The 13,854-nt window shown below is 37.5% G+C and carries 16 protein-coding genes; 14 read left to right on the plus strand and 2 right to left on the minus strand.

Going from position 1 to position 13,854, the window contains the following annotated elements; translation table 11 throughout:
- The first annotated feature begins 108 nt into the window (after window positions 1–108).
- The 5 genes from CWR48_RS13805 to CWR48_RS13825 all read left to right on the plus strand — a co-directional run bounded on the left by CWR48_RS13805 (window position 109) and on the right by CWR48_RS13825 (window position 2,387).
- On the plus strand, window positions 109–591 hold the full coding sequence (locus CWR48_RS13805) for a GNAT family N-acetyltransferase (RefSeq protein WP_115773894.1): 483 nt from the start codon (window positions 109–111) through the stop codon (window positions 589–591).
- Window positions 592–601: 10 nt separating this feature from the next.
- Entirely contained in the window at window positions 602–1,069 is a 468-nt protein-coding gene (locus CWR48_RS13810; protein WP_115773831.1) for a YrvL family regulatory protein, read from the plus strand.
- Between the two features lie 31 nt (window positions 1,070–1,100).
- Window positions 1,101–1,556, plus strand: a complete 456-nt coding sequence (locus tag CWR48_RS13815) for a GNAT family N-acetyltransferase (RefSeq protein ID WP_115773895.1) — start codon at window positions 1,101–1,103, stop codon at window positions 1,554–1,556.
- A gap of 44 nt (window positions 1,557–1,600) precedes the next feature.
- Window positions 1,601–1,879 carry a 2TM domain-containing protein gene (locus CWR48_RS13820; protein WP_115773832.1) on the plus strand — a complete coding sequence of 93 codons (279 nt, stop codon included), beginning with the start codon at window positions 1,601–1,603 and terminating at the stop codon, window positions 1,877–1,879.
- A gap of 97 nt (window positions 1,880–1,976) precedes the next feature.
- Complete coding sequence (locus tag CWR48_RS13825) at window positions 1,977–2,387, plus strand: DUF1259 domain-containing protein (protein WP_115773833.1); 411 nt, start codon at window positions 1,977–1,979, stop codon at window positions 2,385–2,387.
- A gap of 196 nt (window positions 2,388–2,583) precedes the next feature.
- On the opposite strand, the gene CWR48_RS13830 is transcribed toward CWR48_RS13825, so the two are convergent.
- Window positions 2,584–4,638, minus strand: coding sequence for a YncE family protein (locus tag CWR48_RS13830; protein ID WP_115773834.1), 2,055 nt, complete (start codon window positions 4,636–4,638; stop codon window positions 2,584–2,586).
- A 255-nt stretch (window positions 4,639–4,893) separates the two neighbouring features.
- Between CWR48_RS13830 and CWR48_RS13835 the strand changes: the two genes are divergently transcribed.
- From CWR48_RS13835 to CWR48_RS13870, 9 genes are all read left to right on the plus strand, one after another.
- The gene (locus tag CWR48_RS13835; RefSeq protein ID WP_115773835.1) at window positions 4,894–5,385 is read left to right on the plus strand and encodes an NUDIX hydrolase; all 492 of its coding nucleotides are present in this window, start codon (window positions 4,894–4,896) and stop codon (window positions 5,383–5,385) included.
- 14 nt (window positions 5,386–5,399) lie between these two features.
- Complete coding sequence (locus CWR48_RS13840) at window positions 5,400–6,239, plus strand: GNAT family N-acetyltransferase (protein ID WP_342772465.1); 840 nt, start codon at window positions 5,400–5,402, stop codon at window positions 6,237–6,239.
- A gap of 35 nt (window positions 6,240–6,274) precedes the next feature.
- On the plus strand, window positions 6,275–6,568 hold the full coding sequence (locus CWR48_RS13845; RefSeq protein ID WP_170140774.1) for a TIGR04104 family putative zinc finger protein: 294 nt from the start codon (window positions 6,275–6,277) through the stop codon (window positions 6,566–6,568).
- A gap of 21 nt (window positions 6,569–6,589) precedes the next feature.
- Entirely contained in the window at window positions 6,590–7,063 is a 474-nt protein-coding gene (locus tag CWR48_RS20855) for an aminoglycoside phosphotransferase/kinase family protein (RefSeq protein ID WP_245976810.1), read from the plus strand.
- Window positions 7,024–7,512: a phosphotransferase gene (locus CWR48_RS20860; protein WP_245976811.1), complete on the plus strand. Its 489-nt coding sequence runs from the start codon at window positions 7,024–7,026 to the stop codon at window positions 7,510–7,512. Before CWR48_RS20855 ends, CWR48_RS20860 begins: the two co-directional genes overlap by 40 nt.
- Before the next feature lie 290 nt (window positions 7,513–7,802).
- A complete protein-coding gene (locus tag CWR48_RS13855) occupies window positions 7,803–9,476 on the plus strand; it encodes a formate--tetrahydrofolate ligase (protein ID WP_115773837.1) in 1,674 nt (557 codons plus the stop codon).
- A gap of 33 nt (window positions 9,477–9,509) precedes the next feature.
- Window positions 9,510–10,784, plus strand: a complete 1,275-nt coding sequence (locus CWR48_RS13860; RefSeq protein WP_115773838.1) for a bifunctional folylpolyglutamate synthase/dihydrofolate synthase — start codon at window positions 9,510–9,512, stop codon at window positions 10,782–10,784.
- A 20-nt stretch (window positions 10,785–10,804) separates the two neighbouring features.
- The gene (gene folE, locus CWR48_RS13865; protein ID WP_115773839.1) at window positions 10,805–11,362 is read left to right on the plus strand and encodes a GTP cyclohydrolase I FolE; all 558 of its coding nucleotides are present in this window, start codon (window positions 10,805–10,807) and stop codon (window positions 11,360–11,362) included.
- Between the two features lie 38 nt (window positions 11,363–11,400).
- Window positions 11,401–11,964 (plus strand): 5-formyltetrahydrofolate cyclo-ligase, encoded by a 564-nt coding sequence (locus CWR48_RS13870; protein ID WP_342772466.1) that lies wholly within the window; start codon window positions 11,401–11,403, stop codon window positions 11,962–11,964.
- A 354-nt stretch (window positions 11,965–12,318) separates the two neighbouring features.
- Here the strand turns inward: CWR48_RS13870 and CWR48_RS13875 are convergent, their stop codons facing one another.
- Window positions 12,319–13,776 carry a DHA2 family efflux MFS transporter permease subunit gene (locus tag CWR48_RS13875; RefSeq protein WP_115773840.1) on the minus strand — a complete coding sequence of 486 codons (1,458 nt, stop codon included), beginning with the start codon at window positions 13,774–13,776 and terminating at the stop codon, window positions 12,319–12,321.
- Between the last annotated feature and the right edge of the window lie 78 nt (window positions 13,777–13,854).

The following is a 13,854-nucleotide window of genomic DNA, read 5'->3' on the forward strand; positions in this document are numbered from 1 at the left end:
AGATAGAAGGGGATATTGGCTAAAGTGGTTACGCTAATGTAATTAAATGTTATAATGTTAGAAATATTGTATTTAAGTACAATTTGAGGTGATTATTTGATTCGGAAGATGAAGAAAAAGGATATCCCGCAAGTTCAGCATATTGCTAAAACAAGCTGGAATGCAACATATGAAGGAATTATTCCATATAACATTCAAGAGAACTTTTTAAATTCAGCATATAGCGATAAAAATATGAAAAGTAGATTAAAACATTCGTTTATCTTCGTTGCTGAAGTTGATAAGAGAATTGTTGGTTTTGCTAACTATTCACCCATTACAAAGGATGGAAAAACGGAACTGGTTGCGATTTATTTGTATCCGGAATATCAAGGGAAAGGGATTGGCACCGCATTTTTACGACATGGGATCGAGCAATTAGGAGATGTGGAGGAAATCCATCTAAATGTAGAGAAGAATAATGAAATTGGCATGAATTTCTACACTGCAAAAGGATTTGAAGTTGTGTCAGAGTTCGAGGATGACTTCGGTGGACATATTTTACATACGGTCAGGATGGTATTAAGAGTTAGAGAATCTTTTCAAAAATAGGGATGTGTATATGAGTAAGCTAGATGATGTATCAGAAAAAACGAGTGTAAGAGAAAAGTTAGGAGTAATCACAGTAATAACCGTCATACTCACGATTGCGATCGGTTTCGTAATGGGCATCTATTTCTTTGGTTTTGCGGGATTATTTAATCTTTTTGGTGTGAAGTATGATTCGTTATTTACTCTTCTAACCTTTATATTATTTGTGTTAATCATTTGTATCTTTACGGACATCTTTGCGAAAATTCCACGCATAATATTTTCCCACTTTATATCGGGCAAATATTCTTCAATCATCGGTACGATTATGATTGAGACATGCTTTGCTTGGATTGCTATATTTACTGCGGATGAACTTCTTACGGATATTAATGTGCCACTTTCTGTCGAGTTATTTGCAGCATTGGTAATTTGTATTGCTGAATATTTGCTGGAGAAAGACAATGAAAAACAAAAACAATCGAATGATAGTGAATAAAATTCATATAATTACAGGGGAAATCAATATTATGATCATCGAAAAACTAACATCATTAGAAGAGGCACCAATAGAATTGCTTCTTTTAGCTGATCCTTCACGGAAACTTGTGAAGAAATATGTAACTGCTGGAGAATGTTTCCTAGCAAAGAAGAACAACGAGATAATTGCCGTTTATGTTTTACTGCAAACAAAGCCAAACACGATTGAAATAATGAATATTGCTGTAGCTGAAAAAGAGCAGAGAAAAGGGATTGGCAAGGAAATAATTGGGCATGCCGTTGAATATGCTAGAAAGCAAGGGTATCTTGCTATCGAAGTAGGTACAGGAAATTCCAGTATCGGGCAGCTTGCACTTTATCAGAAATGCGGATTTCGTATCGTTGGAATTAACCATGATTTTTTCGTAAGAAATTACGAAGAAGAAATTATTGAGAATGGAATTATTTGTCGAGACATGATTCGATTGGAGCGGAAGTTAACGTGAATGAATTGAATTGGAGTTAATCAATGAATCGGAGGCGACATTAAATGGAAAACGAGGAAAAGTATTTAAGAGCGAAGAAACGTGTTGAAGACTTAAAAGGATTTTATCAGCATTTACTTTCCTATATTTTAGTGAATATCATGCTATTTATCATTAATATGGTTACGGATCCAAGTTATTGGTGGTTTATTTATCCGCTCATGGGTTGGGGAATTGGATTAATCGCACACGCCTTCTCTGTCTACTTTGATGGATTCATGGGTGCAGACTGGGAAGAAAAGAAAATAAAGGAATATATGGAGAAGGATAAGCGGGACGGTTAGGGTTAAAGGATAATCGTCCTCGTTTTTTGGAGGAAGTCAATTGAATTTTTATTGGTTTTCAACGTTCACTATCTAAAATCAATGAGGAGCTGGTGTAATGCCAAATAGTCATTCCTTATGTGGACAGTTTGCGGCCATATTAAATGGAAAAGGGACAATGAATAATGGGGTTTGCTCTGTATCTCTAACGCGTAATTTCCATGCAACTGTTCAAGGAAAAACAAGTACAACTGTTGTTCCAGCTGATGTTCTATTTGAATCTCTTGATAGCAAAGGTAATGCACTAAACCTTGCTGAAATCGCTATTCTCCAAGAAGAAATCCCGACATTTATGCATGCGGTAGTTCAACAAGGAATTATCGTAAGTGCACTACACAACCATTGGTTATTTATGGAGCCGTTGATTCTGTATATCCACCTCCAATCTGTTGAACCTCCATTAAATTTTGCGAAAAAGCTTGCATATGCTTTTACTTTTTTGAAAAGCCATCCTATTGTTGGAGATTGAAATAGAACAAAAGCGGAAGCGCCCGTTTAGCAACGTACGGAGGTGAGGGAAGTCTCGTTACAGCTTAAGCGCTGGAGCTGGACGTGGCTATTCTCAGTAATTAAGTTTTCCACAGCGTCCAATTTTATAGTTTCCTATGCAATAAATAAGGCGTTACCGAGTATCTTCACTTAAGTAACGCCTCTATTTTGATTCTTTAATTTAACGAATTCCCTACACCAACCAGCGCATCTTTAATTTTATCTTTGCCACCTAGTTCATTGACGAGATCATTTTTTACATCTGCTTCAATCATATAATAGTAGGTTCCATCGAATACGAATAGTCGTAAATTTGGCTCGTTGTAATGCGCTTCCAATGAATTCTCTAATTCTACTGGAATGGTTTCTTCATCCTCATAATAAGTAGGCTCGCTTTTAGCTGCTTCATAATTTATTTTTAACTCATCCTGCTCCCCACGGTAATCAACATCAAAAACATAATTGTCTGTACCATGTTTTGACACATGGATACTTGATATCTTTGCGTGTTTATTTGGCAGCTCACCTGCGAATTTCACATCATCAAGTGGGAGTTCGGCTGGGCGCTTACCTTGTGTTTCCATTGAATCAGCAATGTCGAACATTTCTTGCTGTGTAAAGCCTTCACCTTCTATTGAATAACACCAATCATCTTTAACGAATGCCAGCTCTACTTCTTCATTGCTAAAAAGATAGAAATAATAATCAATGCCATCGATTGTTTCGGTTAATTCGAGGTCATCATTGATACAATAGTTTTTTCTATCATCATCAGGATAACTGTTAGCTGAGAAATTAATTTCATTTCGCTTCGTTATTTCTGCTGCATTAAGTTGAATTGTTTGCCCGAAGCTATCCGAATGAATATGATCACTTATGCTCGCTACTTCTTCAGGAAAGCTGCTTGGAAAAGGAATTGTCGCGCTTTGATTCCATTTCTCCTCAAACATTTTTCGAACATCTTCTTCAATTGGATTAACTGCAATCCCGGCACCGTTCTTCTTGTCATTCGTATTTAATTCGCCTAATAGCTCCTTTGTATTTTCTTCTGTTGCATTAAACGCTATAGCTTCATACGAATCTAATTCGTTAATCGGTAAATGAAATAATTCATATGCAGGCGTTTCTTCTGAATCCCTAATTCTATCTGCATACAATAAATGTTTACCATCGCCTGATATGGTTAAGTATTCTGTATAGACGCCAACAGCTACATTTGGTATGTGATAGTTTGTTTTATTGTCAAAATTATATAAATAAACTTGCTCACTATCGGAAAGAATCATATTGCCGTTGTCGTCAATTGTACCGAAACGTTGATAATCATAATCTGTAAAACTAGTGATCTCACCTGTTTCCATATTAACGAAATTGATACTTTGATAAATCTCATCCTTTGATGTTGTATCGTCTAGACGGAAAAAGGCATAGTTACCGTTTGGAGAAACCTTCAATGAGTCAATAATTATTCCTTCTGTCTGATCTTTAAATCTTTCTTGATACGGCTCGACATTCATAATCTCTTCAAGCTTTCCTGTTTCTGTATCGAGTACAGAAAGACGGAGAAAGTTATGCATGAATACTTTTTTTCCGTTATCTGCTGGAATAAGGTCCGTATACGCGTCATCCTCAATACCAGATAGTTCAGGTATTACAAACTCCTTCATACCTTTTGTTTCCAAGTTATAAATCGCTATTATATTGCCATCATTATTTTCTAACAGAATTTCCATATCGTTTGTTATTCCAAAAATATCTAAGCTAATGTCATCTAATTCTTGTTCATGATGGACAATTTTCTGCTCCTCTGTGTCATAGATAACAAACCAACGTTCATCCATCGAACAACTAAACGTTAGATATTTTCCATCAGGGGAAACGAAAGTTCGTGAACAACTTCTATCCTCCAACTCCTCAGCGCTTGCTTCTGAAATTTCTTTTACATTCACTGCTTCCTTATTATCAAAAATGACATATTTTGACCTTTCTTCTTCTCGTTTTATTTCCTCTTTTGTTGAAAATAAAACCGTGCTTGCATCGATTGAACTGTCTATCCCAGTAAATTCAAACCGATCATCTTCACTGAATTCATATGTAAATAAACTTTCAGGCTGAGGTGCTTCCACACTTGTTATTTCGTTTGAGGTATCGGTACCCTCAGATGAATCGTCCGAAGAGCAAGCAGCCAATAACAATACGAATAATAATATAGATAATGCAATTTTTCTCATAGTAACCCTCCTTATATAATAAGAATACATAAAAATAACTATACTTACTATGAGGCTTACCTCTTAATCTAGTATTTGTGAAAGGGAAAATTGACTATAAAAATAATGGTAAATGGGTCTTAATGCACAAAATTCTGCTTTATATATAAAAACGATATATATTGGTAATCCCACCTATTAACATATGATAAAATGATGTAAAGGAGTAGGGATCGTTTATATTTATCAAAGCAAGTCCAGACAGGAGGAAGAACAATGTTGAAATATACCATTTGCTTCATAAAAAGAGGAAATGAAATTTTACTATTGAATCGAGAGAAATCGAGCTGGATGGGAAGATGGAATGGAGTTGGGGGCAAGCTTGAAGCAGAAGAGACACCGATGGAATGCATTTTACGCGAGATAAAGGAAGAAACAGGGATTGAAGTAGCAAAGGTTGCGTATAAAGGTACGGTTACATGGGGTGATGTGAATGCATCTTCTGGTGGAATGTACGCATTTGTTGCAGAAATACCTGAAAACTATTCGTATCATACACCGCTGAAAACAGATGAGGGGATATTAGATTGGAAGAAAATAGACTGGATTTTGCATCCTGAAAATGAGGGAATTGCAAATTTGAAATATTATCTAGATACAATGTTAGAGGATAGTCGTACATATGAACATCATTTTGTTTATGAAGGAGGAAGGGTTCTCGAGTTTACGAGAATTCCTCAAGCAGAAAAGGCAACAGTTGGCAATTAAGGAGGTGGGGGTTCATGATGTTAACAGATAAACAACTAATAGAAATTGGAGCGCTCCAAACTTTATGTGAGACAGGAAGTAATTTTGAACTAAAGCTGAATTGGGATATGCTAAAGAATAGGGAGGATTCTGAGTCAAATGATTTCTTCCATTATGATAATGGCGTACTTGTCGGATTTTTAGGTCTCTATGGTTTCGGTAACAAAGTAGAAATATGTGGAATGGTGCACCCACAATTCCGGAGAAAAGGAATCTTTACGAAGCTATTATCAAAGGCGATTGAAGTATGTATTGAACGACAATATGATGAAATATTATTGAATGCACCTGCGAATTCAGAAACGGCTAAGAAGCTTCTCCAATTAATAACATGCAATTATGCATTTACGGAATACCAAATGAAATGGCATGAAACCGAAATAATAGAAGATAAAGATGTTGGTATAAGGCCCTCGATATCTGCAGCTGATCTTCAGCTGGAAATTCAATTAGATGTGAGTTGTTTTGGGTTTTCAGAAGAAGAGGCAATCGATTATAACAATCGAATTAGAAGTGAAGGTGACCAACAATTTAATATCATTGAGTTTGCTGGGGAAGCTGTAGGAAAAATACGAATTTCCCACGAGGAGAATAATACATGGATTTACGGTTTTGCAATTCTACCAGAGTATCAAGGGAACGGAATTGGTAGAAAAGCATTGAAAAAAATTGTACTGGAAGAACATAAAAAGGGAAATAATATTTTCCTTGAAGTTGAGGCGACAAACGATCTTGCGTTAAGGCTCTATGAGTCATGTGGTTTTCAATCGTTTCATGCACAGGATTATTATCGATATACTAAAATTCAACAATAGTAGTGTTTTATAGAATGTTCGAAAGGAGACCCTTAATGCCAAATTGTCAAAAATGCGGTCGACGCTGGAGCTGGTCGCAAACATTGAAAGTGAATTTTAAATTTGATGGAATGGAATGTCCAAATTGCGGTAAAAAGCAATATGTCGCGGCTAAATCTAAGAAAAGTTTAAAGTGGATATCCTATTTGCCAGTTATTTTGATCTTATTATTATTATTTGATTTCACGCTACAAATCACTATTGGACTTATTATCGTTGCATCCATCTTAATGATCGGATTATATCCATTTCTAATAAAGCTAACTAGTGAAGACGAGGGAGTGTATTAATATCAAGTAAGGGGGGAGAAGATGAACGGAAAAGACATATTAAATCATTTTGGTTTTACAACAGATGTAGAGCCAATAAGTATCTATCCTTTTTCATCGGTCTATAAAGTTAAGGATGGAGATCACTATTTCATAGTTAAACGAACACAGAACCAGGTTCGTAAAGTGATGGAGTATATTACGATGCTCAAAGAAAATGGAGCAGAGGTGGTAACACCTGTACCACTAAAAACTGCCAATCCACAAATGATTGGCAATGAAACATATGTTACATATCCTTTCATCGAGGGGACTACATATACCGGGGAAAATAAAGAAATCGTCGAGGCTGGAAGGCTTCTAGGGAAAATCCATTCCCTTTCGCCGTCGCAAAATAGTTATAACCTTGCTGTGTATGATGTATTTGATTTCACTGTGGAAGAAGTAGTGGAAAGTGTTCAGAAAATCAAAAAAATATGGCAGGCTTTCATGTTAATATCGACATATTGCAACTAGAAGCAAAATTAATGCAGGCCGTTACGACACAGGAAGCATTGAAAAATAGCGGGTTGCCACTTGTAGCGACGCCACATGATTATAAAGCAAATAACTTAATCTATACGCCTGAACCATATTTAGTTGATCCAGACAATGCAACATGGATACCAAGAACATTTGACTTAGCGCTTGCTTTACTATTATTTCATAATGAGATATTTACTGGACCAGATAGAGTATTTACTACTAGGGAATGGCAGACATTTTTATCGGGATATAAGGAATATGTCACCATTTCAGATTTAGAACGTACGAACTGGCAGAGGGCAGTCGACCATGTATTTTTAGATGAAGTAATGTGGCTAATGGCTGAAGTGGAAGAAGACTGGTCTAATCCAACGCAGCGAAGCCTTTTTGCTAGCTTGGTTAAGTTAATATTAGATCCCTCTAGCTATGAGCTTGATTAATAGATCATTCTGAGTGTCCTCGTTAACCTCCCAGTGGCCTTTTATTGTGTTTCTTTGTCGAACAGAATTCGTGCAATTACATGGAAAGTAAGAAGGTTAATTTAAAAATTATATTTACTGTTTTTAAGGGAAATTTTGATGTATAAACAGAATAAACTGATATACTTATGATACGTGCTGTGCGAAATGCTTCACAATCAATAAGAAGCATAAGCCTACGAATGAATGATAGCGACATCCCTAAAAAAATGGGCGCTAATCGATAATATTAACTTTTTTGGAGGAAAAAAATGAGCTTAACAGATATAGAAATTGCGCAACAAACAATAATGAACCCAATCGGAGAAATTGCAGCAAAGGCTGGAATTGCTCAAGAGGATCTTGAACTTTATGGGAATTATAAAGCAAAAATTAATTATAATGTAATGGACAAGCTAAAAGATAAGAAGAATGGGAAATTAATTCTGGTTACTGCGATTTCCCCCACGCCTGCAGGGGAAGGAAAGACAACAACCGTTGTTGGATTAGGGGACGCATTGCGAAGGATTGGCAAGAAGGCATTTATTGCACTTAGAGAGCCATCACTTGGTCCGGTATTTGGTATAAAAGGTGGAGCAGCTGGTGGCGGGTATGCACAGGTTGTGCCGATGGAAGATATTAATTTACATTTTACTGGAGATTTCCATGCAATCGGCGCGGCAAATAATCTACTTGCAGCAATGATTGATAATCATATCCATCAAGGTAATGAATTACATATCGATACACGGAAAATAACATGGAAACGGGTTGTTGATATGAATGATCGACAATTACGTTATATTGTAGATGGATTAAACGGGAAGATTAATGGTGTTCCACGTGAGGATGGTTTTGATATTACCGTTGCATCGGAAATCATGGCGGTCCTCTGCTTATCGAATGATATCGTAGAAATGAAGGAAAAGCTCAAAAATATTATCATTGGTTACACAACGGAGGATAAGCCTGTTACTGCAGGACAATTACATGCACATGGCGCAATGGCAGCATTATTAAAGGATGCACTAAAGCCGAATCTCGTGCAAACACTTGAACACACTCCTGCTCTAATACATGGTGGACCTTTTGCGAATATTGCTCATGGTTGCAACAGTATAATGGCGACAAAATTAGCTTTAAAATTCGCAGATTATGTTGTAACGGAAGCTGGATTTGGTGCAGACCTTGGTGCGGAGAAATTTATGGATATTAAATGTCGTTTAGCAGATTTAGAGCCAGATGCAGTCGTTGTTGTTGCAACAGTTCGTGCATTAAAGATGCATGGTGGCGTAGCAAAAACAGAGTTAAATCATGAAAATTTATCCGCACTTGAAACAGGCCTTCCGAACTTACTGAAGCATTTAGAGAATGTGCAAGAAGTCTTTGGTATGCCAGCAGTTGTTGCTATAAATAAATTTCCAACAGATACGGATGCAGAATTAAACGTAGTGAAGGAAAAATGTGAGGCGCTAGGTGTAAAAGTGGTGCTTTCTGATGTGTGGGCAAATGGTGGAGCTGGTGGAGAAGACTTAGCAAGAGAGGTTGTCCGCTTAGCGAATACAGAAAATAATTTTAGATTTGCTTATGACTTAGAAGATTCAATCACAGAAAAAATGGAGAAAATCGTTCGAAAAGTTTATGGTGGAGATGGGATTGAATTAACGAAGGCAGCCCATAAGGAAATCAACCGACTGGAATCACTTGGATTCGGTCATTTGCCTATTTGTATGGCGAAAACGCAGTATTCTTTATCTGACGACCCGACATTATTAGGACGTCCAAAAGGGTTTAAGGTAACAATAAAGGATATTAAGGTTTCTGCTGGTGCTGGATTTATTGTCGCATTAACAGGCACAATCATGACGATGCCAGGTTTACCGAAGAAACCAGCGGCTGAAAATATTGATGTAGATGAAAATGGACAAATTCAAGGATTATTCTAAGAATATAAGTGCAATGAAGGAGCAATGCTTTTCATGAATTATGAGGAATCACTTGCCTTTATCCACGGCAGCCAGTACAAAGGAATGAAACTAGGCCTGGATAATATTACGAAGCTAATGGATCTACTAGGAAATCCGCAAGATAAATTGAAGATTATTCATATTGCTGGTACAAATGGAAAAGGATCAACAGCCTCGTTTATCGCCCAAATCTTAATCGAAGCTGGCTATAAGACGGGTTTATTTACATCACCATTCTTACAGCGATTTAATGAACGAATAAAAATTAATAATCAAGATATTGCAGACAAGCAATTAGGTGATATTACAACGATAGTAAAAGAAAAAATGGATGAAATGGAAGACAAGCCAACGGAATTTGAGATTGTAACTGCAATCGCGTTTCAATATTTTTACCAGCTGCAATGTGATGTGGTCGTGTTAGAGGTTGGACTAGGAGGAAGATTTGATTCCACGAATGTGATTAAAAATCCGCTTCTATCGGTGATTACATCCATCGGGCTCGACCATCAAGCGTATTTAGGAAATACTTTACCTGAAATAGCCTTTGAAAAGGCAGGGATCATTAAGGAGAACAGCCAGGTTATGCTATACCCACAATCGAGTGAAGTAGAAGCTGTGATTGAACGTGTTGCAAAAGAAAGAAATAGTATTGTAAATAAGGCTGATTTTTCCAAGCTAAGACGAATTGCAAATAGTATTGAGGGACAGCTCTTTAATTATAAAGAATACAAGGAGCTACGGATTTCTTTACTTGGTGAGCATCAATTGAAGAATGCTGCAATTGCAATTGAATCAATTAATAGCTTAAGAAATGCAGGCTTTAAGATTCGTGAGGAGCATTTACGCATTGGCTTAGCTGGAACGAGATGGCCAGGGCGGTTTGAAGTCATCAACAGAGAGCCGCTTGTTGTGATTGATGGCGCACATAACATAGACGGGATACGGGCGCTTGTAACAAATATTACACAGCTTTTTCCTGGTAGGAAGATCATCGCGATTTTGGGAATTCTGCGAGATAAGGATTATCAGCAGATGATTGATGAAGTAAGTCCGGTAATTGATCATTTTATTACGGTAACACCTGATAATCCAAGGGCGATACCTGCAGAGGAGCTTGCTGCATATTTAGTGAAAGAACAACTTCCTGCTATTGCTGCCGAAAGCTTTGAAGCAGCAGTTGAACTCGCATATCAAGAAATGGAAGAAAATGATGTCATTTGTGCGTTTGGTTCACTCTATTATATTGGAGAAATAAAACGAGTAGTTCAACAAATTAATCAATAAACAGTAGGAGAAGAGCAATAATGGATAAGCAAAAAATAGAAGAAGCAGTAAGGATGATATTAGAAGCAATCGGCGAAGATCCAGACCGACAAGGATTACTTGATACGCCAAAACGAGTGGCAAAAATGTATGAAGAAGTATTCTCAGGGTTAAAGAAGGATCCAGCGGAACATTGTAAAACGGTGTTTGAAGAGGAGCATGATGAAGTTGTGCTCGTCAAAGATATTCAATTCTCATCCATGTGTGAGCATCATTTAGTGCCATTTTTCGGTGTTGCACATATCGCATATATTCCCAAACATGGACGTGTGATTGGACTTAGCAAGTTAGCTCGAATTATCGATGACTTTAGCAAACGACCACAGCTGCAAGAAAGAATCACAACCTCCGTTGCAGAATTATTAATGGAGGAGCTAGACCCAATTGGTGTAATGGTTGTACTTGAAGCAGAGCATATGTGTATGACGATTCGTGGCGTGAAAAAGCAAGGGGCGAAAACAGTCACAAGTGCGGTGCGCGGAGAATTCAGAACGAATAGTAAATCTCGGAATGAAGTTTTATCATTGATTAAGTTTTAAAGAGGAGTCCATTTTCAAATCAAGAGAAATACAGTGGGGTGGATGCGTTGCAAAAATCAGAACTTCGTAAAGAGATGATTTCCAAGCTGAAAAATATGACTGCAGAGATGAAGCAAGAAATTGAAGGACAACTTGCAGCCAATCTCTATCAATCGGAAGTATGGCAGTGTGCAAAATCAATCGGCATCACGATTTCCCAAGGGATGGAATGGAATACCAAACCAATCATTGAAAAGGCGTGGGACGAGGGGAAAATCGTTTATGTCCCAAAATGCTTGCCAAAACAAAAGCAACTCATTTTTTACCGATTCGAGAGTTATGATCAGTTAGAAGTTGTCTATTATAATCTGCAGGAACCAAAAGCTGATGAAACATTGAGGGTAGAAAAGGATGTAATTGAGCTTTTGCTCGTTCCGGGACTTGTCTTTGACGAGCGCGGATATCGCATTGGTTTCGGTGGTGGATATTATGATCGCTTTCTAATAGATTTTCCGAATCAGACGATTTCTCTTGTTGCAACATTTCAACTTATTGATCAGGTCCCAACGGAGGCTTTTGATATTCCTGTTGAACAAATCATTACAGAAAAAACCTGTCAGTGAGGCATGCTTTACTGACAGGTTTTATTTTTAGCCGTTTTCGTACAGATTGGCTGTTTATATATCAACTTTGGACTAAGTTTGGGGCAAAGTTGATTTTCGCTGCGGACAGTCAACGGCCTTGAATGAGGATAATGCCATCTTATCTTATTTAGAGAAAAATAAAAAACAACATAACCTCAAAATCCCAGCGGAAGAAATACACGGAGACTCCTACGGGAAGGCTCACCAGCTCCCCGTGCAAAGCGTTGTGTATTTCTGGAGCGACTGGCCGAAGAGCCCTTAGCGCATTAAACTAGTTCGCACTTTATATCAACTGCTCATCACTAAGAAACAGCAATCTTTAAGAAAATAGCCTTATTTTTTTATGACTTTCCCATCTGTGCCAACCCTACGCACGAAGAAGGCTAGAATCAGCGCAAGTGCTGCAATCAATGTCGAAACAAAGAAGGAGAAGTTAATTCCATTTAACATTGCTTCGTTCAATAGCAGTGTTTGTGATGCTGCATCAGGACTAGCTGATGCTGAAATTTCCGCAAGACTTGATTCTGTGCGATTGTTCATTACTGTAATCAGTAAAGCAGCACCAATTGCACCCGATACTTGCTGTAACGTGTTATTCATCGCGGTACCATGCGGATTATCCTTCATTGGCAATTGGTTAAGACCATTTGTCATAATTGGCATCATTACCATCGACATTCCTAAGTTACGTATTGTGAACAGAATAATCATATTCAAATATGAAATTTCCATATCAAGGCGACTGAAGAAAAACGTAGTGACAACGACAATAATTAAACCAGAAATCGCTAATAATCTTGGTCCATATTTATCAAAAAGTTTTCCAGTGATTGGTGACATAATTCCCATAACGACTGCACCAGGAAGCATTAACAGTCCAGCATCCATTGGGGAATATCCACGAATTGTTTGGATGTAAATCGGCATTAGAATCATACCTGAGAATAATGCAATTGATAAAACGACAGAAATAAGTGATGATAGGGTAAACATTGGAAATTTGAAAATCCGGAATTCCAACATTGGGTCATCTGAACGTAATTGACGGACAGTAAACCAAATGAGTGCAATTACACCGACAATAATCGTTCCATATACAAGCGGCGCTCCCCAGCCTTTATCTCCAGCAGAGCTGAAACCATATAAAAGGCCACCAAAACCAATACTTGATAAAATAATTGAAAATACGTCCAGCTTGATTGCACGCTGTGGCGTAATATTTTTTAATTTAAAAATAGAATAGATCAATGTTATGATTGCAAATGGCAAGACAATATCGAACAGCATTCTCCAGCTGTAATGTTCAACAATCCAACCGGAAAGTGTTGGTCCAAGTGCTGGAGCAACGAACATAACCATTCCGAAAATCCCCATCGCAGTTCCGCGTTTTTCGATTGGGAAAGCGGTCAGCATAATATTCATTAATAATGGCATCATCATTGCAGAGCCAGCCGCTTGAATCATTCTTGCAGTTAGCAGGATGCCAAAGGTTGGTGATAAACTGGCGAGAAGTGTACCTGCAGTAAATAATCCCATTGCCGTAATAAATAGGCTTCTATTTGAAAACCGTTGTACAAAAAATGCACTGGCTGGTATTAAAATACCGTTGATTAGCATATAACCTGTTGATAACCACTGCACTGCAGTTGGTTTCACAGAAAACTCAGCCATAATAGCAGGTAATGCAATATTTAACAGCGTTTCATTTAATATCGATACAAATGCACCAATAAAAAGAATAGCAATCATGCCATAGGGTGGTTTTTCTTGAAGTGAAGCCGTATGATTCATATTTATAAAAATCCCTACTTTCGATTAGAAAATTTGGTTGTCACCAAGCTTTTCGGTGACAGCCTTAGTTGCACTTAT

Origin of the sequence: Oceanobacillus arenosus (assembly GCF_003369575.1) — a bacterium.
GTDB lineage: Bacteria > Bacillota > Bacilli > Bacillales > Amphibacillaceae > Oceanobacillus > Oceanobacillus arenosus.